The organism is Pseudomonas sp. AM14(2022), from assembly GCF_036346455.1.
Classification (GTDB): Bacteria; Pseudomonadota; Gammaproteobacteria; order Pseudomonadales; family Pseudomonadaceae; genus Aquipseudomonas; species Aquipseudomonas putida_A.
On record NZ_JAOTNY010000001.1, the window covers coordinates 475239 to 493167 of the forward strand.

17 protein-coding genes are annotated in these 17929 nt (G+C 60.9%); 9 read left to right on the forward strand and 8 right to left on the reverse strand.

What is annotated here, in order from left to right; genetic code table 11:
* Positions 1-32: 32 nt before the first annotated feature.
* The 5 genes from ppx to V3W27_RS02225 all read right to left on the reverse strand — a co-directional run bounded on the left by ppx (position 33) and on the right by V3W27_RS02225 (position 4618).
* Positions 33-1535 (reverse strand): exopolyphosphatase, encoded by a 1503-nt coding sequence (ppx, locus tag V3W27_RS02205; RefSeq protein ID WP_027610472.1) that lies wholly within the window; start codon positions 1533-1535, stop codon positions 33-35.
* A gap of 235 nt (positions 1536-1770) precedes the next feature.
* Complete coding sequence (locus V3W27_RS02210) at positions 1771-2508, reverse strand: amino acid ABC transporter ATP-binding protein (RefSeq protein WP_095137640.1); 738 nt, start codon at positions 2506-2508, stop codon at positions 1771-1773.
* Positions 2495-3145: an amino acid ABC transporter permease gene (locus V3W27_RS02215; protein WP_095137639.1), complete on the reverse strand. Its 651-nt coding sequence runs from the start codon at positions 3143-3145 to the stop codon at positions 2495-2497. Before V3W27_RS02215 ends, V3W27_RS02210 begins: the two co-directional genes overlap by 14 nt.
* Positions 3142-3810, reverse strand: coding sequence for an amino acid ABC transporter permease (locus V3W27_RS02220; protein ID WP_027610474.1), 669 nt, complete (start codon positions 3808-3810; stop codon positions 3142-3144). The genes V3W27_RS02215 and V3W27_RS02220 overlap by 4 nt, the downstream gene beginning before the upstream one ends.
* Positions 3811-3832: 22 nt before the next feature.
* Positions 3833-4618 carry a transporter substrate-binding domain-containing protein gene (locus tag V3W27_RS02225; RefSeq protein ID WP_134784931.1) on the reverse strand — a complete coding sequence of 262 codons (786 nt, stop codon included), beginning with the start codon at positions 4616-4618 and terminating at the stop codon, positions 3833-3835.
* A gap of 256 nt (positions 4619-4874) precedes the next feature.
* Here V3W27_RS02225 and V3W27_RS02230 point away from each other — a divergent pair, with 256 nt between their 5' ends.
* The 6 genes from V3W27_RS02230 (at position 4875) to V3W27_RS02255 (ending at position 12239) form a co-directional block, all read left to right on the forward strand.
* Positions 4875-5582, forward strand: coding sequence for a FadR/GntR family transcriptional regulator (locus V3W27_RS02230; RefSeq protein WP_027610476.1), 708 nt, complete (start codon positions 4875-4877; stop codon positions 5580-5582).
* Between the two features lie 120 nt (positions 5583-5702).
* Positions 5703-6032: a thioredoxin TrxA gene (gene trxA / locus V3W27_RS02235; protein WP_003177349.1), complete on the forward strand. Its 330-nt coding sequence runs from the start codon at positions 5703-5705 to the stop codon at positions 6030-6032.
* A 247-nt stretch (positions 6033-6279) separates the two neighbouring features.
* The gene (gene rho / locus V3W27_RS02240) at positions 6280-7539 is read left to right on the forward strand and encodes a transcription termination factor Rho (RefSeq protein WP_003229334.1); all 1260 of its coding nucleotides are present in this window, start codon (positions 6280-6282) and stop codon (positions 7537-7539) included.
* A 195-nt stretch (positions 7540-7734) separates the two neighbouring features.
* Entirely contained in the window at positions 7735-9735 is a 2001-nt protein-coding gene (locus V3W27_RS02245; RefSeq protein ID WP_330205816.1) for an acyltransferase family protein, read from the forward strand.
* Between the two features lie 69 nt (positions 9736-9804).
* Positions 9805-11271, forward strand: a complete 1467-nt coding sequence (ubiD, locus tag V3W27_RS02250) for a 4-hydroxy-3-polyprenylbenzoate decarboxylase (RefSeq protein WP_330205817.1) — start codon at positions 9805-9807, stop codon at positions 11269-11271.
* Positions 11271-12239 (forward strand): CDP-6-deoxy-delta-3,4-glucoseen reductase, encoded by a 969-nt coding sequence (locus tag V3W27_RS02255; RefSeq protein WP_330205818.1) that lies wholly within the window; start codon positions 11271-11273, stop codon positions 12237-12239. The genes ubiD and V3W27_RS02255 overlap by 1 nt, the downstream gene beginning before the upstream one ends.
* Before the next feature lie 49 nt (positions 12240-12288).
* Here V3W27_RS02255 and V3W27_RS02260 read toward each other — a convergent pair whose 3' ends face one another.
* A complete protein-coding gene (locus V3W27_RS02260) occupies positions 12289-12762 on the reverse strand; it encodes a sn-glycerol-3-phosphate transporter (protein ID WP_330205819.1) in 474 nt (157 codons plus the stop codon).
* A 354-nt stretch (positions 12763-13116) separates the two neighbouring features.
* On the opposite strand from V3W27_RS02260, the gene V3W27_RS02265 reads away from it, so the two are divergent.
* On the forward strand, positions 13117-13785 hold the full coding sequence (locus V3W27_RS02265) for a gamma-glutamylcyclotransferase (protein WP_047596692.1): 669 nt from the start codon (positions 13117-13119) through the stop codon (positions 13783-13785).
* Here the strand turns inward: V3W27_RS02265 and glpT are convergent.
* Positions 13761-15110, reverse strand: a complete 1350-nt coding sequence (gene glpT, locus V3W27_RS02270) for a glycerol-3-phosphate transporter (protein WP_330205820.1) — start codon at positions 15108-15110, stop codon at positions 13761-13763. The genes V3W27_RS02265 and glpT overlap by 25 nt on opposite strands.
* A 225-nt stretch (positions 15111-15335) precedes the next feature.
* Here glpT and V3W27_RS02275 point away from each other — a divergent pair, with 225 nt between their 5' ends.
* Both V3W27_RS02275 and V3W27_RS02280 read left to right on the forward strand, forming a co-directional pair.
* Positions 15336-15965: a flagellar basal body-associated protein FliL gene (locus tag V3W27_RS02275; protein ID WP_330205821.1), complete on the forward strand. Its 630-nt coding sequence runs from the start codon at positions 15336-15338 to the stop codon at positions 15963-15965.
* Between the two features lie 177 nt (positions 15966-16142).
* A complete protein-coding gene (locus tag V3W27_RS02280) occupies positions 16143-16757 on the forward strand; it encodes an energy transducer TonB (protein WP_330205822.1) in 615 nt (204 codons plus the stop codon).
* Between the two features lie 70 nt (positions 16758-16827).
* Here the strand turns inward: V3W27_RS02280 and V3W27_RS02285 are convergent, their stop codons facing one another.
* On the reverse strand, positions 16828-17805 hold the full coding sequence (locus tag V3W27_RS02285; protein ID WP_330205823.1) for an NADPH:quinone oxidoreductase family protein: 978 nt from the start codon (positions 17803-17805) through the stop codon (positions 16828-16830).
* Between the last annotated feature and the right edge of the window lie 124 nt (positions 17806-17929).

Consider the following 17929-nt stretch of genomic DNA (forward strand, 5'->3'; position numbering starts at 1 on the left):
CAGCGGGAGCAAGCTCCCTCGCCACAAGGTTATCAGTGGACTGTTAGCACGATGCCCACCCGCGTCAGCCAGTCGGCTTCGAGGCCAAAGTCGGCCTGAGTCAGCTGATTCTCATCCAGCCAGTTCTCCGGGAATTCCACGTCGAGGGTGTTGCCTTTGGCATGCAGCGTCACTTGTGGCATCGCCTGGGTGCCACGGATGTGGTGGAACAGGATCGCGAAGCGCAGCAGCACGCACAGGCGGATCAGCTTGTCGCCGTCGTCACCGAATTCGGCGAACTTGTCCTTGGGAATGTTGCGGCGGTGGCCGCGCACCAGCAGGGCGAGCATTTGCTGGTCTTCGCGGGAGAACCCGGCAAGGTCCGAGTGCTCGATCAGGTAGGCGCCGTGCTTGTGGTAGTGGTAGTGCGCGATGTCGAGGCCGACTTCGTGGACTTTCGCCGCCCAGCCCAGCAGTTCACGCCAGATGCCGTCATCCAGCTCCCAGTCCGCGGCGACCTGATCGAAGGCGTGCAGTGCCTTGCGTTCAACTCGCGCGGCTTGTTCCAGATCGACGTGATAGCGCTCCATCAGCGAAGTCAGGGTGCGTTCGCGCACGTCTTCGTGGTGATGGCGCCCGAGCAGATCGTAGAGCACGCCTTCACGCAGCGCGCCTTCGCAATGATCCATGCGTTGCAGTTCGAGGGCGTCGAAGATCGCTTCGAGAATCGCCAGGCCAGCCGGGAAGATTGCCCGACGGTCAGGCTTGATGCCTTCGAAGTCGATCTTGTCGACGTCACCCAGTTTGAACAGACGACGCTTGAGCCAGGCCAGGCCTTCGGCATTCACTTCGCCGGTGCCATGCCCGCCGGCCTTCAGCGCCAGGCCGATGGCGCGGATGGTGCCCGAGGAGCCGATGGCTTCATCCCAGGTCAGGCGGTGCAGGGCGTGCTCGATGCTCATGATCTCCAGCCGCGCCGCGGTGTACGCCTGGGCGTAACGGGCCGGGGTGATCTTGCCGTCCTTGAAGTAACGCTGGGTGAAGCTGACGCAGCCCATTTGCAGGCTTTCGCGCAGCAGCGGTTCAAAACGCTGGCCGATGATGAATTCGGTACTGCCGCCGCCGATGTCGGCCACCAGACGCTTGCCCGGGGTGTCGGCGAGGGTGTGCGAAACGCCCAGATAAATCAGCCGCGCTTCTTCACGGCCGGAGATGACTTCCACCGGGTGGCCGAGGATCTCTTCGGCGCGGTGGATGAATTCCAGGCGATTGCGCGCTTCGCGCAGGGCGTTGGTGCCGACGATCCGCACGGCGCCCAGTGGCATGCCGTTGATCAGTTGGGCAAAGCGCTTGAGGCAGTCGAGGCCGCGCTGCATCGATTCTTCGTTGAGATGGCGCTCATCGTCGATACCGGCGGCGAGCTGCACTTTCTCTCCGAGGCGCTCCAGGATGCGGATTTCACCGTTCTGGGCCTTGGCCACGACCATGTGGAAGCTGTTGGAGCCCAGGTCGATTGCGGCGATCAGGGACAGATTCTTGGCTTTGGATTGCGGCATGGTCAGGGGGTCTCGGTCGATAACCCCGCCATCGTGCCACGATCAAACGCTGACGCCAACGCGCATGGTTCAAACCGTTGATCCTGCGCATAAAAGCTTGAGACCGCGGCGCGGCCATTCGCGAGCAAGCCCGCTCCCACAGGTTTTTGTGTCGAACACACAATCGTGTTCCGCCGCAGAACCCTGTGGGAGCGGGCTTGCCCGCGAAGGCGTCCGCTCAGGTGCTGAAGCGTTATCAGGCTGTCGCTTCCACGGTACCAATGAAATTCGCCAGCTCCGCTGTCTGCGGATTGGCAAACAACACCTTCGGATCCCCCACCTCATGCACCTTGCCATGGTGCATGAACACCAGTTTGTCGCCGACTTCCCGGGCAAAGCGCATTTCGTGGGTGACCATGATCAGCGTCATGCCTTCCTTGGCCAGTTGCCTGACCACGGCGAGCACTTCATTGACCAGCTCCGGGTCCAGCGCCGAGGTGATCTCGTCGCACAGCAACACTTTCGGCGACATCGCCAGCGCCCGGGCAATCGCCACGCGCTGTTGCTGTCCGCCGGACAACCGATCCGGGAAGGCGTCGAACTTCTCCCCCAGCCCGACGCGTTCGAGCATCTTGCGCGCCAGTTCGGCCGCCTTGGCCTTCGGTACTTTCTGCACCACTTGCGGCGCGAGCATCACGTTCTCGCCCACGGTCAGGTGCGGGAACAGGTTGAACTGCTGGAATACCATGCCGACTTTCTGCCGCAGACTGCGCAGGTCGGCGCGGGCTGCGTCGAGGTATTCGCCGTCGACTTCGATCACCCCGTCGTTGATCGACTCCAGACCATTGAGGGTGCGCAGCAGGGTCGATTTGCCCGAGCCGCTGCGGCCGATGATCGCCACCACCTGGCCTTCCTCGACGCTCAGGTCGATGCCTTTGAGCACGTGGTGATCGCCGTAGTATTTATGCAGGGCGGAAATTCTAAGCAGAGGCATGCAGTCTCCTTTCCAGGTAGCGCGCGCTGAGCGACAAGGGGTAGCAGAGCAGGAAGTAGCCGAGGGCGACGAGGCCGTAGACCATGAACGGTTCGAAAGTGGCGTTGGCGAGCATGCCGCCGGTCTTGGTCAGCTCGGTGAAGCCGATGATCGAGGTCACCGCAGTGCCTTTGACCACTTGCACCGAGAAGCCCACGGTCGGCGCCACGGCGATGCGCAGCGCTTGCGGCAGGATCACGTAGCGCAGTTGCTCCAGCGGATTCAGCGCCAGACTCGACGAGGCTTCCCATTGGCCATTGGGGATCGCTTCGACGCAACCGCGCCAGATCTCCGCCAGATAGGCGCTGGTGAACAATGTCAGGGCAATGGCTGCCGCCATCCACGGCGAGATCTCGATCCCGGCCAGCGCCACGCCGAAAAACACCAGAAACAGCTGCATCAGCAGCGGTGTGCCCTGGAACAGCTCGATCCAGGTGCGGGCGATATTGCTCGGCAACGGGTTTTTCGAGATGCGCATGATCAGAATCAGCAGCCCGACGATCCCGCCGCCAATGAACGCCACCAGCGACAACGCCAGCGTCCATTGCAGGCCGGTGAGCAGGTTGCGCAGGATGTCCCAGAAGGTGAAGTCGCTCATTGGCTGCTCCTCGCGATATAGCGGCGGCCGATCCAGTTCAGCAATTGGCGGATCAGCAGCGCCATGCACAGGTAGATCAGCGTGGTCAGCGCATAGGTTTCAAAGGCGCGGAAGTTGCGCGACTGAATGAAGTTGGCGGCGAAGCTCAGCTCCTCGGTGGCGATCTGCGAACACACCGCCGAACCGAGCATGACGATGATGATCTGGCTGCTCAGGGCCGGCCAGACCTTGCCCAGCGCCGGCAGCAGGACCACATGGCGGAACGCTTCGAAACGGCTCATCGCCAGTGCGGCAGCGGCTTCCAGTTGTCCGCGCGGAATCGCCTGGATGCCGGCGCGGATGATCTCGGTCGAATAAGCACCGAGGTTGATCACCATCGCCAGCACCGCCGCCTGCCACTCGGAAATCTGCACCCCGAGGGATGGCAGGCCGAAGAAGATGAAGAACAGTTGCACCAGAAATGGCGTGTTGCGGATCAACTCGACGTAGACGCCGAAGAGTGCCGAGAACGGGCGGATGTTCCACGCCCGCACCAGCGCGCCGACGATGCCCACGCCGACCCCGAACAGCGCGCCAATCGCCGTCAGCTCCAGGGTGAACAGGGCGCCGCGCAGCAGCAGGTCGGTGTTTTGCACCACCGGCATGAAATCGAACTGATAAGCCATCGATTGTCTCCCGCGCGACCGATCAGAGGTCGGCCGGCAGGGGCTCTTTGAGCCAGGTCTGCGAGTTTTTCTCCAGCGCGCCGTCAGCCTTGGCGGTGGCGAGGATCTCGTTGACCTTGCCCAGCAGCGCGGGCTCGTTCTTGTTCACGCCGACGTAGACCGGCGAATCCTTGAGCTTCACTTTCAGCGCCGGCACGCGTTTCGGGTTCTTCTCGCTGATCGCCACCATCACCACGTTGCCGCTGGCGATCAGATCGACCTGGCCGGCGAGGTAGGCGGCGATGGTCGAGTTATTGTCCTCGAAGCGCTTGATGGTCACGCCTTCGGGGGCGACCTTGGTCAGCTCGATGTCTTCGATGGCGCCACGGGTGACGCTGATGGTTTTGCCCTTAAGGTCGTCAAGGCCGCTGATCGCTGCCTCAGGCGGGCCGAATACCGCGAGGTAGAACGGCGCGTAGGCGTGGGAGAAGTCGATGACTTTCTCGCGCTCCGGGTTCTTGCCGAGGCTGGAGATCACCAGGTCGACCTTGCCGGTGGTGAGGAACGGGATGCGGTTGGTGCTGTTGACCGGGGTCAGTTCGAGTTTGACCTTGAGTTGATCAGCCAGCAGCTTCGCCGTGTCGATATCCAGGCCACGGGGTTTCATGTCCGGGCCGACCGAGCCGAATGGCGGGAAGTCCTGAGGCACGGCAACTTTCAGTGTGCCGCGTTTGACCACGTCTTCCAGGCCATCGGCGTGGGCGGGGATCTGGCTCAGCATCAAGCTGGAAAACAGAGCGGCGAGGAGGGCTCGGTAACGCAGGGTCATGGCAAATCTCCGGATCGACGGGAAGTGATTTCTGCGATCGGACAGAGCACGGGCCGTGCCAATACCCGGATTTATCCCCGGCAGGCCGCGGGTTTGCCGGGTTTGTTCGGTCTTACTGGTCTGAACAGTCAGGTTGTTTTTCGCACCCCGATGGCGCACCGGCAGCGGGCGCCGAACCCCGCTGGGGCACGACTTGCCGGATCCCGCGAATAGCTTTACAACTAGCCGCACCTTGGCCTGGCTCGTCTGAAAAACCATGAACTCGATCTCCCGCGCCGTACCCGAAGTGGCGCTGCAAGCCATACGCAAACTGATCACCGAGCAGGGTTTTGGTGCGGGCGATGCGTTGCCGTCGCAACGGGATCTGGCGGTGCAACTGGGAGTCAGCCGGGCGTCGTTGCGTGAGGCACTGTCGTCGCTCAGCGCGCTCGGCGTGGTCAGCATCCAGCCGGGCAAAGGCGTGTTCGTGCAGGCACCGGTGGAGATTGCGCAGGGTGACAATGCGCCGGGCTGGCCGTTCGCAGCGCAGGCCTCGCCGCTCGACATCTTTCAGTTGCGCTATGCGCTGGAGGGTTTTGCCGCCGGGCTGGCGGCGGTGACCTTGAGCACCTTCGATCTGGATGCGCTGGAGGACAACGTTGCGGCGATGCGCGAGCAATTGAAGGCTGGGGACTTCGAGGCTGCGGCGAAACTCGACTTCGAATTCCACCGGCGCATTCTGCTGGCCAGCGGCAATCAGGCGATGCTGAGCATCCTCACTGCGAGCGCCGAGATCTTTCTGGAGAGCCAGAAGCTACCGTTCATCCGCGCCGAACGGGCGATGGAAACCTGGCAGGAGCACCGCAAGATCCTTCGTGCGCTGGCGCGCCGGGCATCCGCTGCGGCCCAGAAGGCCATGCAGGAGCACGTGCGCAATGCGGCCCTGCGCACCGGAATTTCCTTCATTGCCCCCGCCACGGCGTGACTTGGGCTATACCCAAACTCATCGAGTGCCATAGCAAGACTCAATCAACTGCGGCTTCCTGAAGAGGGGAAGGGCGGCTATGATGGGCCACGTTTTTTTGCTTACAACCTGGAGAATTCCATGAGCAGCGATCTTATCAAACACGTTAGCGACGCCAGCTTCGAAGCCGACGTACTCAAGGCCGAAGGCGCTGTACTGGTCGACTACTGGGCTGAATGGTGCGGCCCTTGCAAAATGATCGCTCCGGTTCTGGACGAGATTGCCGAGACTTACAAAGGCAAGCTGACCATCGCCAAACTGAACATCGACGAAAACCAGGAAACCCCGGCCAAGCACGGCGTGCGTGGTATCCCGACGCTGATGCTGTTCAAGAACGGCAACGTTGAAGCGACCAAAGTCGGCGCCCTGTCGAAGTCGCAACTGGCTGCTTTCCTCGACGCCAACATCTAAGCGTCGCAGTAAATCGCCGAAAAAAAGCCTCGCAATTTGCGGGGCTTTTTGCGTATTCAGGGCTAGACGCTCCGAAACTCAGGTGGTACATTCGGCCCCGCACTGGTTTCTCCACTGCCCCCTGCTAGCCGTCGCCGACGCACTCCTTTTCGAACAAGTTCGCGATCCTGTCGCCTTCTCCGCGGCGCGGCCTCATTAAGCCAAAAGCTTAATTTCCCCCCTCCATAAATGATTACGTCATTCCTATATGAATCTGACTGAACTCAAGCAAAAGCCGATTACCGAACTGCTCGAATTGGCCGAACAGATGGGCATAGAAAATATGGCCCGTTCGCGCAAGCAGGACGTGATTTTCTCCCTGCTGAAAAAGCACGCGAAAAGCGGCGAGGAAATCTCCGGTGATGGCGTGCTGGAGATTCTCCAGGACGGCTTCGGCTTCCTGCGCTCCGCTGACGCTTCCTACCTCGCCGGCCCGGACGATATCTACGTCTCGCCGAGCCAGATCCGTCGTTTCAACTTGCGCACCGGTGACACCATCGTTGGCAAGATCCGCCCTCCGAAGGAAGGCGAGCGTTACTTCGCTCTGCTCAAGGTCGACACGATCAACTTCGATCGTCCGGAGAACGCGAAGAACAAGATTCTCTTCGAGAACCTGACCCCGCTGTTCCCGACCGTGCGCATGAAGATGGAAGCCGGCAACGGTTCCACCGAAGACTTGACCGGTCGTGTGATCGACCTGTGCGCCCCGATCGGCAAAGGCCAGCGTGGTCTGATCGTTGCACCGCCGAAAGCCGGTAAGACGATCATGCTGCAGAACATCGCGGCGAACATCGCCCGTAACAACCCTGAAGTTCACCTGATCGTGCTGTTGATCGACGAACGTCCGGAAGAAGTAACCGAAATGCAGCGCACCGTGCGCGGCGAAGTGGTTGCCTCGACCTTCGACGAACCGCCGACCCGTCACGTGCAGGTTGCCGAAATGGTGATCGAGAAGGCCAAGCGCCTGGTCGAACACAAGAAGGATGTGGTGATCCTGCTCGACTCCATCACCCGTCTGGCCCGTGCCTACAACACCGTGATCCCGAGCTCCGGCAAGGTGCTGACCGGTGGTGTCGATGCTCACGCCCTGGAGAAACCGAAGCGTTTCTTCGGTGCTGCGCGCAACATCGAAGAAGGCGGCTCGCTGACCATTATCGCCACCGCGCTGGTTGAAACCGGCTCGAAGATGGACGAAGTGATCTACGAAGAGTTCAAGGGTACCGGCAACATGGAACTGCCTCTGGATCGCAAGATCGCCGAGAAGCGTGTGTTCCCGGCCATCAACATCAACCGTTCCGGCACCCGCCGCGAAGAGTTGCTGACCGCCGACGACGAACTGCAGCGCATGTGGATCCTGCGCAAGCTGCTGCACCCGATGGACGAAGTGGCTGCCATCGAGTTCCTGGTCGACAAGCTGAAAACGACCAAGACCAACGACGAGTTCTTCCTGTCGATGAAGCGCAAGTAACATCGCCGGTTGAACCGATAAAAAGGGCGCCCCTTTGGGGGGCGCCTTTTTTTTGCATGAAATTTACCCCGGCAATGGGAGGTTCCTGATCTGGTAAGGTCTGTGATCGGGCAACCCACAAACAGCGCTCGGAGCCTCTGTGATTAAGGCTCGTGCTGTACAAAAAACAACCACCTGATTGGCATTAAAGATTTTATGAGCACACTCGCTTATCGAAGGGATATCGACGGCCTGCGAGCAGTCGCGGTGATCGCCGTGGTGCTGTTCCATTTTGGCGTCCCGGGGTTTACCGGCGGTTTTGTCGGCGTGGACGTGTTCTTCGTGATTTCCGGCTACCTCATCACCTCGATCATCTGGAATCAGCGTCAGGCTGGCCGTTTCAGCTTCGTCGAGTTCTGGGCGCGGCGTGCGCGGCGGATTCTGCCGGCGCTGTTCGCGATGATCATTGCGGTGCTGGCGGTGGGCTGGTTCCTGCTGGCGCCCAAGGACTACGAAGAGCTGGGGCGTTCGGTGCGCTATCAGGTGACGTTCGTCTCGAACATCCTGTTCATGCGTCAGGACGGCTACTTCGACGTTGCCTCTGACCTGAAACCGCTGTTGCACACGTGGTCACTGGCGGTGGAGGAGCAGTTCTACATCTTCTTCCCGCTGCTGCTGACGTTGCTCTCGAGCCGCCTGAAACACTGGCGGCTGGCGCTGTGCGGCGTGCTGCTGGTGTCGTTCGGGCTGAGTGTGTGGGCGATCCAGCATCATCCGGAGAAAGCCTTCTTCCTGCTGCCGATGCGCGCCTGGGAGTTGCTGGCCGGGGCGATGCTGGCGGTTGCGCCGAAACACGCCTGGCGCTTGAAGCCGCTGGCCGCCCAGGCCTTGAGCCTGCTCGGCATGGGGTTGATCCTGCTGGCGGTGTTTGCCTATGACAAGTCGACGCCGTTCCCGGGTGTCACCGCGTTGCTGCCAGTACTGGGCGTGGTGCTGCTGATTCTGGCCAACGGTCATCGCGAAACGCTGGTTGGTCAATTGTTGAGCAGTCGGGTGATGGTCGGCCTCGGGCTGATCTCCTATTCCTGGTATTTGTGGCACTGGCCGGTATTCGTGTTTTCCAGCTACGCCAGTGTCGATGAGCCGGGCGCGCTCGACACGGCCGGGTTGATTCTGCTGACCCTGGTGCTGGGTTATCTGTCATGGAAGTTCGTCGAAACGCCGTTCCGTGAACGGCGCCTGCTCGCCGGTCGTCGGCAGATTCTGCTGGCCGGTTTCTGCGGGATCCTGGTGCTCGGTCTGGCCGGGCAATCACTGCGCTGGACCGATGGCTTGCCATGGCGCCTGTCCGAGCAGGCGCTGCAATACGCCAAAGGCCGCGAATGGCGGCCTGAGCTGATGGCTTGTCTGGCGGATGACAAGACCCCGGACGACAAGCTGTTCTGCCATTACGGCGTGGCGGATCTGCCGACCCGCGCGCTGGTCTGGGGCGACAGCCATGCCACGGCGCTGATCCCGGTGTTCGATGACGGTGCCAAAGCTCACGGTGTCAGCGTGATTCTGACCAGTTCTCCAGGGTGCATTCCGGTCGATGGGCTGGAGCATGACGGGGTTTGTGCACGCTTCAACAAGCGGGTCGAGCAGGGGCTGAAAACCCAGGCGATCAGCGATGTGGTGCTGGTCGCCCGCTGGAGCCTGTACCTGTACGGCGATGCCAAGGGTGATCTCGGGCATGTCTTGAGAACGCCAGACGGTCGTTACGATCGCGCCGAGGCCGAGCAGCGTTTTGCCGAAGGCCTGCGCACTCGCGTCGCACAATTGCGGGCAGCCGGGCATCGCGTATGGCTGGTGAAAGAGGCGCCGTTGCAGGCATTCAGCCCGCCGTATCGGCTGACGCGACTGGCGATGCTCGATCGTCCGGTGGATGACGTCGGACTGGCCGTCGAGGCGCACCACAAGCGTCAGGTGTTCATCAGTCAGTTGTTCGCGCAGTTGGCGCAGAATGATCCGGCGGTGCGCGTGGTCGATCCGGCGCCGCGACTGTGTGATGAAAACGGCCTGTGTCACGCCGAACTCGGCGGCTACTCGCTGTACACCGATGACAACCACCTGTCCGAAGTCGGTGCGCGGTTTGTGGCGCCGATCCTCGAGCCGCTGTTTATCGGACTGCAAGCCCGGGAAAACCTTGGCAAAGCGCAGACGAATGCAGCCAAGTAAGCAGCGACAGGCTGCCACAGGGCTGCATAGCAGGTAGGATGTACGCCTATTTTGAGGGTGCCATCGTCAATGAAATTCAAGGATCTTCGGGATTTCGTGCAGCAGCTTGAGCAGCGCGGAGAGTTGAAACGCATCCAGATTCCCGTCTCGCCGGTGCTGGAGATGACCGAGGTGTGCGACCGCACACTGCGGGCCAAGGGCCCGGCGCTGCTGTTCGAGAAGCCGACCGGCTACGACATCCCGGTGCTCGGCAACCTGTTTGGCACCCCGGAGCGGGTGGCCATGGGCATGGGCGCCGAGTCGGTCAGCGAACTGCGCGAGATCGGCAAGCTGCTGGCTTTCCTCAAGGAGCCGGAGCCACCGAAGGGCTTGAAGGACGCGTGGTCGAAACTGCCGATCTTCCGCAAGATCATCTCGATGGCGCCCAAAGTCGTCAAAGACGCGGTGTGCCAGGAAGTGGTCATCGAAGGCGACGACGTCGACCTGGCGATGCTGCCGGTGCAGACCTGCTGGCCCGGCGACGTCGGCCCGCTGATCACCTGGGGCCTGACTGTCACCAAAGGCCCGAACAAGGACCGCCAGAACCTCGGTATCTACCGTCAGCAAGTGATCGGCCGCAACAAGGTGATCATGCGCTGGCTCAGCCACCGTGGCGGTGCGCTGGACTTCCGTGAGTGGTGCGAGAAGCATCCGGGCCAGCCATTCCCGGTCTCCGTGGCGCTGGGCGCCGACCCTGCGACCATCCTCGGCGCCGTGACGCCGGTGCCGGACAGTCTCTCCGAATACGCTTTCGCCGGCCTGTTGCGCGGTAACCGCACCGAGCTGGTCAAGTGCCGTGCCAACGACCTGCAAGTGCCGGCCACTGCCGAGATCATCCTCGAAGGGGTGATTCATCCGGGCGAAATGGCCGACGAAGGCCCGTACGGCGACCACACCGGTTACTACAACGAAGTCGACAGCTTCCCGGTGTTCACCGTCGAACGCATCACCCATCGGATCAAGCCGATCTATCACAGCACCTACACCGGCCGTCCACCGGATGAGCCGGCGATCCTTGGTGTGGCGCTGAACGAAGTGTTCGTGCCGATCCTGCAGAAGCAGTTCCCGGAGATCACCGATTTCTATCTGCCGCCCGAAGGCTGCTCGTACCGCATGGCCGTGGTGACGATGAAGAAGTCGTATCCGGGGCATGCCAAGCGCGTGATGCTCGGTGTCTGGTCGTTTTTGCGACAGTTCATGTACACCAAGTTCGTTATCGTCACTGACGACGATATCAACGCCCGGGACTGGAACGACGTGATCTGGGCCATCACCACGCGCATGGACCCCAAGCGCGACACGGTGATGATCGACAACACGCCGATCGACTACCTCGACTTCGCCTCGCCGGTGTCCGGCCTGGGCTCGAAAATGGGCCTGGATGCCACCCACAAGTGGCCGGGCGAAACCACTCGCGAGTGGGGCCGCGTAATCGTCAAGGACGACGCCGTCACCCAGCGGATCGATGCCATCTGGAATCAGTTAGGAATAGATTGATGCGTGTAACCCTGCAGCCCTCCGGAGCGGTGCTTGAGATACAGCCCGGCGAGCGGATTCTCGATGGTGCGCGGCGCCTGGGCTACGACTGCCCGCAAAGCTGCCGCAACGGCAATTGCCACGTGTGTGCGGCGCTGTTGGTGGAAGGCCGGGTCGAGCAGGCCGGCAAGGTGCACGACCACGGCGAGTTCTACACTTGCATAGCCGAGCCGCTGGAAGACTGCGTCCTGCTGTGGGATGGCGTGCTCGCGCTGGGAGAACTGCCGGTGCGCAGCCTGTCGTGTCAGGTCATCGAATGCCGGGATGTCGGCGGCGACACCTGGCGCGTGCGTCTGCGTGCGCCGGCCGGCAAGCCGCCGCGTTATCACGCCGGGCAGTACCTGATGATCGAGCGTGAAAACGGCGAGAAGTCGGCGTTCTCCATGGCCTCGGCGCCGCACGGTGGGCGCGATCTGGAAATCCACGTACTGGCCCGCGAAGCCAGTGCCCTGAGTCTGATAGAACAACTGCAGCGCAACCCGATGGTGCGCGTCGAGCTGCCATTCGGCGACACCCACCTCGCCGAGTTGCCTGACGGGCCGCTGGTACTGATCGCCGCCGGTACCGGCATGGGCCAGATCCACAGCCTGATCGAACACTGCCGCGCCAACGGCTTCAAACACCCGGTGCATCTGTATTGGGGTGTACGCCGTCCGGAAGATTTCTACGAGATCGAACATTGGGACGAATGGTTGAAGCTGCCCAATCTGTTCCTGCACAAAGTCGTCAGCGACCAGTGCGGTTGGGAAGGGCGCTGCGGGATGTTGCACCAGGCCGTGTGTGAAGACTTCGCCGATCTGAAGTCCCTGCACGTCTACGCCAGCGGCTCGCCGGCGATGGTCTACGGCACGCTGGATGCGCTGGTGGAAGCCGGGATGGATGCGCACCAGATGCGCGCCGATGTATTTGCGTATGCGCCGCGCTCTTGAGCAGCGCGAATTGAGCCGAGCTCTTGCGTCCCGCGCCTGAGCCGCGCTTCTAGAAACGCACGCCGCTAGTCACCATCGCCGCATTGGCGCCGAGAAATACCAGCTCGGCGGCCAATGGGCCGTAGTGAGTCCCGACGGACGGAATGATCACCGGCGCAACGCCGTAGCGGTTCAAAGGAATCTTGTCCTTGTAATCACCGTGATAACCCTGCAACAGCCCACCCGTGAGTTTCAGATACAGCGGATATTCGCTGCTGTCATAGCGCTTGCCGACATAGGCGTAGTTCGAGCGCTGGCGGAACGAGTTGCGGAAAGTTGCCCCGCCAAATACCCAGCCGGAAGCCTGATTGCGTTCGATGCCGATCAAGTCCTGATGATTATTGTGTTCGGGGTCGGGCGAGTAATGTCGGGTATAGACACTGGTCTGGGCATACCAGAAGCCTTTGCCTTGCGCATCGTCCTCGGCCAATGCATGGCCGGCCTGAGCCATCAGCAATGCGGCCAGAAGTCTTGGGATTTTCATAGTGAAGCCTCGGTTAAACGGGATGGCTTGCGCCAGAGGAAGGCCGTTATACGCAGGCGTTCAGCGACGGAGAGGAAAGAAAGTCCGACATTTTAGTCGGAAGTTTCCTGCGCCTTCATGAACGAAACCTGAACAAGCGAAGGCTTATGCATATTTCATTCGGGTATTTAAGATATTTCTGCAATGGTATTAGGCTATATAAAACCGCATAGCCGAGGCTGATAATCGCCAATTAGCGCTATGGGACAGGTCATACATCCTTTAGCACTTTTCGTTTTAGAGTTACTGCTATATGTTCTATCAAGCGAATTGTGCTTACATCTTGTAATACTTGCGGGGCCGAACACTTCCGTCATGACAGCCATTGAATCTGCTTTTGTGAATCTGGCTTACCCTCCGCGGCTCGATCTGGGGCCGCAGTTGACCCACGAACAACTTCTCGTCTCGATGCAATCGACCATGGCGCGCCACAAGGGCGGCCCGGTGTGGCTGTTCGCCTACGGTTCGCTGATCTGGCGCCCGGAATGTACGGCGGTGGAGCGGGTGCGCGGACGAGTCCATGGCTACCATCGGGGCTTGTACCTGTGGTCGCATGAGCATCGCGGAACGCCGGAAATGCCCGGGCTGGTATTTGGTCTGGATCGCGGCGGTTCATGCAGCGGCTTCGCCTATCGGCTGCCGGAAGAGAACCTCGACGCTGCGCTGTACGCGCTGTGGAAACGCGAGATGCCGTTCCCGTCCTATCGCCCGCACTGGCTGAACTGCCGGCTCGAAGATGGCAGTCAGGTTCAGGCGTTAGGGTTTGTTTTGGAGCGACACCTGCCCAGCTATGCCGGCAACTTGCCGGATCATGTGCTGAGCCAGGTGTTCGAAAGCGCTTGCGGGCGTTACGGCACCACTCGTGATTATGTCGAGCAGACCGCCCACGCCCTGCGCAGCCACGCCATGCCGGATCGAAATCTGGAGGCGCGGCTCAAGCGCTGTCAGTCAAAAGCCGATCAGGCGACGGCTTCGCGGCTCTGACTGGCGCCTTGCTTGTGCCACAGGGTCGGGGCCAGGAAGGCCATCGACAGCAGGCAAGCGCCCACCAGCAGGACAAAACCACCGTTCCAGCCGAAGTGGTCAACGGTGTAGCCCATCGCCGCACTCGCCGCGACCGAACCACCCAGGTAACCGAACAGACCGGTGAAGCCCGCAGCCGTGCCGGCGGCTTTCTTCGGTGCCAGTTCCAGCGCCTGCAGGCCGATCAGCATCACCGGGCCATAGATCAGGAAGCCGATCGAGAACAGCGCGATCATGTCCACCGTCGGGTTGCCGGCCGGGTTCAGCCAGTACACCAGCGTCGCCACGGTCACCAGCGCCATGAACACCATGCCGGTCAGGCCACGATTGCCACGGAAGATCTTGTCCGACATCCAGCCGCACAGCAGCGTGCCCGGAATGCCCGCCCACTCGTAGAAGAAATAGGCCCACGAGGTTTTATCCACGGTGAAACCTTTGGCTTCTTTCAGGTAGGTCGGCGCCCAATCCAGTACGCCGTAGCGCAGCAGGTAAACGAACACGTTGGCCATGGCGATGTACCAGAGCATTTTGTTGCGCAGCACGTATTTGACGAAGATTTCCTTGGCGCTGAATTCGTCTTCGTGGCTGGCGTCGTAGCCTTCCGGGTAATCGTTCTTGTACTTCTCGATCGGCGGCAGGCCGACCGATTGCGGGGTGTCGCGCATGGTGATGAAGGCAAACACCGCCACGCCCAGCGCCACCGCTGCCGGAACGTAGAAGGCTGCGTGCCAGTCATTGAACAGGCCCATGCCGAGCAGGAACAGCGGGCCGATCAGACCGCCACCGACGTTATGCGCCACGTTCCACACCGAAACCACGCCGCCGCGTTCCTTCTGCGACCACCAGTGCACCATGGTGCGTCCGCTCGGCGGCCAGCCCATGCCCTGGGCCCAGCCGTTGATGAACAGCAGGATGAACATCATGGTCACGCTGGAAGTCGCCCACGGCGCGAAACCGAAAATGAACATCACCCCGGCCGACACCAGCAGGCCGAACGGCAGGAAGTAACGCGGGTTGGAACGGTCGGACACCAGGCCCATCAGGAACTTCGACAGACCGTAGGCAATGGCGATGGCCGACATCGCCAGACCCAGATCGCCACGGCTGTAGCCTTCGTCGATCAGGTACGGCATGGCCAGCGAGAAGTTTTTGCGCAGCAGGTAGTAACCCGCGTAGCCAAAGAAGATACCGGCGAAGATCTGCCAGCGCAGGCGTCGGTAAGTACTGTCTATTTTTTCTTCAGGCAATGGAGCCTGATGTGCGGCAGGACGAAAGAAAGCAAACATTCAAGAGCTCCAGATTTCTTGTTTTGACTGCGGATGCGAATGTTACAGTTTCGTTACCGAAAATAGCACCGGTTCGCATTGGCAAAACAGGGGAAATGTTGGAATTCGCGCGTTCTTTTACGAACCTGTCGCTCAGCTGTAAGAACAGGGCGTTTTCACCACTTATCTACCTGGAGTGACTTAGACTCGCGGCCCGTTCAGCCGATTGATCCGCCGAGATAAGCAATGTCACTGAAGGTTCGCATGTTGGTGCCGAGATTTTTGGTGGCAGCGGGACTTGCCGTCGTGTTGCTGACATTGATCGTCACCGATCATCCTGCTCATTCCGGCCTGCGCAACGCCACGGTGCTGATCATTCGGCATGCGGAAAAACCGGATACAGGATCGGTGCTCAATGCCCGAGGTGAACAGCGCGCCGCCGCTTACGTTGACTATTTCAATCCGCTGAAACTCGACGGCCAGACGTTCACCCCCCAGCGTTTGATCGCTGCCGGCGATACCCCGGAAAGTTCGCGCTCACGCCTGACCCTGACCCCGTTGGCCCAGCGCTTGAACCTTGCGATCGAGCAGCCCTACGTCAACGGCGACCTGCATCAACTGGTCAAACTGTTGCGCAAGAGCAATCAGGCGCAGACGGTGCTGATTGCCTGGCACCACGGCCATATCAATAAACTGATCAAAGCCTTCGGCGGTGACCCCACAGCGCTGATGGGCCAGGAAAAATGGCCGGATGATGTCTTCGACTGGCTGATCGTCCTGCGCTTCGATGACAAGGGCCGGCTGATTCCGTCGCGCAGTCTGAAGGTGCAGGAGCACTTGTTGCCGGGCGACTCTGCCGGGCCGAACGGCGGGTAAACGTCCGTCAGAAAATTTACCTGCCGTCATTTGCCCAGCGGTTTCGTCGGATTTCCCATCGGGATCAGGAAATGTCCTGCATTCAATAGCGAAGCTGCGCCATTCAGTTAAAAGACAGTGCTCCTTAAACTTTCTGTTGTTGCCGGACAGGCATCTCAATAGGGAAGGGGCGCGATCATGCGGTGGTTTTTTGCAGGGCTTTTATTGACGATCTTCAGTCTTGCACTGGCGGCAGAAGGGTTACTCATACCTGAAAACAACCCGCAGCCGATTTACCCGAAGAGGTTGTCCAGGGCAGGGGTCGAAGGCGAGGTCAGGGTCAGCTTTATCGTCAAGGCGGATGGCTCGGTCAGCGCGATCGACATCGTGCAAAGTGATCACCCCGATCTGGCTGAGGCGGTCAAAGACGCCATAACACAGTGGCGCTTCAGGCCCTGGACGATTGAAGACGGTCGGCCTGCGGAACAGCCCGTCGTGGCGCCGATGCTCTTTCGATTGGCCAGGGACCAGCCGATCGACATCAACCAGTGGCTGAAGTCAGTAAAGTGTCGCGGCATCAATGACAATTTCAGGAACATGCCTGAGCATGCCTGGGTCGATGCACAAGTGTTTAATTACACCCGTGCTTACGTTTCCAACGTGATTCTCAAGAGTCAGATGGCCGATGAACAGCGTCTGGCGATCATCGCCAAGATGAACCGGCGTGTACCGATGATCGTCAGAGGCTGCCGGGAAGCCCCTATGCGTAGCTACATGAGTTTTCTGCCGGGAGAGGTTCGTGAGTTGCTTTAATAGCCAGCGACGCTGGGTTGCTGCCTGGCGCGAATCAGGCCGGCGCCGAGAGTCACCGGCCTGCAAAAACTCAGCGCACCTGCACCACCACCTTGCCCACCGCCTTGCGCTGCCCCAGATCGTTGATCGCCTGCGCCGCATTACTCAGCGGATACACCTGCGACACCAGCGGTTTCAACTTGCCCTCGGCGAACCAGTCGAACAGTTGCTGGAAGTTCGCCGCGTTGTCCTGCGGCTGGCGCTGGGCGAAGGAGCCCCAGAACACGCCGAGTACCGCGGCGCCCTTGAGCAGCGTGAGGTTGACCGGCAGCTCGGGGATGCGTCCGCTGGCGAAGCCGACCACCAGCAGGCGGCCGTTCCAGGCGATGGCGCGGATGGCCTGGTCAAACAGGTCGCCGCCGACCGGGTCGTAGATCACGTCGGCGCCCTGGCCGTCGGTGAGGCGTTTGATTTCGTCCTTGAGGCTGGTTTCGCTGTAGTTGATCAGTTCATCGGCACCGGCGGCCTTGGCCACGGCGAGTTTCTCTGCACTGCTGGCGGCGGCAATGACCCGGGCACCCATGGCTTTACCGATTTCCACCGCCGCCAGACCGACGCCACCGGAAGCGCCGAGCACCAGCAGGGTCTCGCCCGGTTGCAGGTTGGCCCGTTGCTTGAGGGCGTGCATCGAAGTGCCGTAGGTCATGCTGAACGCGGCGGCGGTGTTGAAATCCATCGACGGCGGGATCGGCAGCACGTTGTAACCCGGCACCGCGACCTGTTCGGCGAAGCTGCCCCAACCGGTCAGGGCCATGACCCGGTCGCCGACTTTCAGGTGGCTGACTTTCTCACCGACGGCGCTGACCACGCCGGCCGCTTCGCCCCCCGGCGAAAACGGGAAGGGCGGCTTGAACTGATACTTGCCCTCGATGATCAGCGTGTCCGGGAAGTTGACCCCGGCGGCGTGCACCTCCAGCAGGATTTCGTTCTTCTTCGCGACAGGACTGGCGACGTCTTCCAGCACCAGCGATTCGGCAGGGCCGAAGGCTTTGCACAGCACGGCTTTCATCAGGGCTATTCCTTTGGGAGTGATGGCCGATAAGTGTAGGTGTGTCAGTCAACGGGTCAACGAGCATGCCCGGCCCTGATAGTCAGCCATAAGCTTGTGCTTGCGCGGCGGGTCGTTATGCTAG

What these genes read in the sequence shown, in the direction of transcription:
- V3W27_RS02285 (WP_330205823.1), bottom strand. Translation starts at nt 17,805, where the DNA reads ATGAAAGCCGTGCTGTGCAAAGCCTTCGGCCCTGCCGAATCGCTGGTG.
- V3W27_RS02275 (WP_330205821.1), top strand. Translation starts at nt 15,336, where the DNA reads ATGTCACTGAAGGTTCGCATGTTGGTGCCGAGATTTTTGGTGGCAGCG.
- V3W27_RS02255 (WP_330205818.1), top strand. Translation starts at nt 11,271, where the DNA reads ATGCGTGTAACCCTGCAGCCCTCCGGAGCGGTGCTTGAGATACAGCCC.
- trxA (WP_003177349.1), top strand. Translation starts at nt 5,703, where the DNA reads ATGAGCAGCGATCTTATCAAACACGTTAGCGACGCCAGCTTCGAAGCC.
- V3W27_RS02210 (WP_095137640.1), bottom strand. Translation starts at nt 2,508, where the DNA reads ATGCCTCTGCTTAGAATTTCCGCCCTGCATAAATACTACGGCGATCAC.
- V3W27_RS02265 (WP_047596692.1), top strand. Translation starts at nt 13,117, where the DNA reads ATGACAGCCATTGAATCTGCTTTTGTGAATCTGGCTTACCCTCCGCGG.
- ubiD (WP_330205817.1), top strand. Translation starts at nt 9,805, where the DNA reads ATGAAATTCAAGGATCTTCGGGATTTCGTGCAGCAGCTTGAGCAGCGC.
- V3W27_RS02245 (WP_330205816.1), top strand. Translation starts at nt 7,735, where the DNA reads ATGAGCACACTCGCTTATCGAAGGGATATCGACGGCCTGCGAGCAGTC.
- V3W27_RS02220 (WP_027610474.1), bottom strand. Translation starts at nt 3,810, where the DNA reads ATGGCTTATCAGTTCGATTTCATGCCGGTGGTGCAAAACACCGACCTG.
- V3W27_RS02280 (WP_330205822.1), top strand. Translation starts at nt 16,143, where the DNA reads ATGCGGTGGTTTTTTGCAGGGCTTTTATTGACGATCTTCAGTCTTGCA.
- V3W27_RS02260 (WP_330205819.1), bottom strand. Translation starts at nt 12,762, where the DNA reads ATGAAAATCCCAAGACTTCTGGCCGCATTGCTGATGGCTCAGGCCGGC.
- ppx (WP_027610472.1), bottom strand. Translation starts at nt 1,535, where the DNA reads ATGCCGCAATCCAAAGCCAAGAATCTGTCCCTGATCGCCGCAATCGAC.
- V3W27_RS02215 (WP_095137639.1), bottom strand. Translation starts at nt 3,145, where the DNA reads ATGAGCGACTTCACCTTCTGGGACATCCTGCGCAACCTGCTCACCGGC.
- rho (WP_003229334.1), top strand. Translation starts at nt 6,280, where the DNA reads ATGAATCTGACTGAACTCAAGCAAAAGCCGATTACCGAACTGCTCGAA.
- V3W27_RS02230 (WP_027610476.1), top strand. Translation starts at nt 4,875, where the DNA reads ATGAACTCGATCTCCCGCGCCGTACCCGAAGTGGCGCTGCAAGCCATA.
- V3W27_RS02225 (WP_134784931.1), bottom strand. Translation starts at nt 4,618, where the DNA reads ATGACCCTGCGTTACCGAGCCCTCCTCGCCGCTCTGTTTTCCAGCTTG.
- glpT (WP_330205820.1), bottom strand. Translation starts at nt 15,110, where the DNA reads ATGTTTGCTTTCTTTCGTCCTGCCGCACATCAGGCTCCATTGCCTGAA.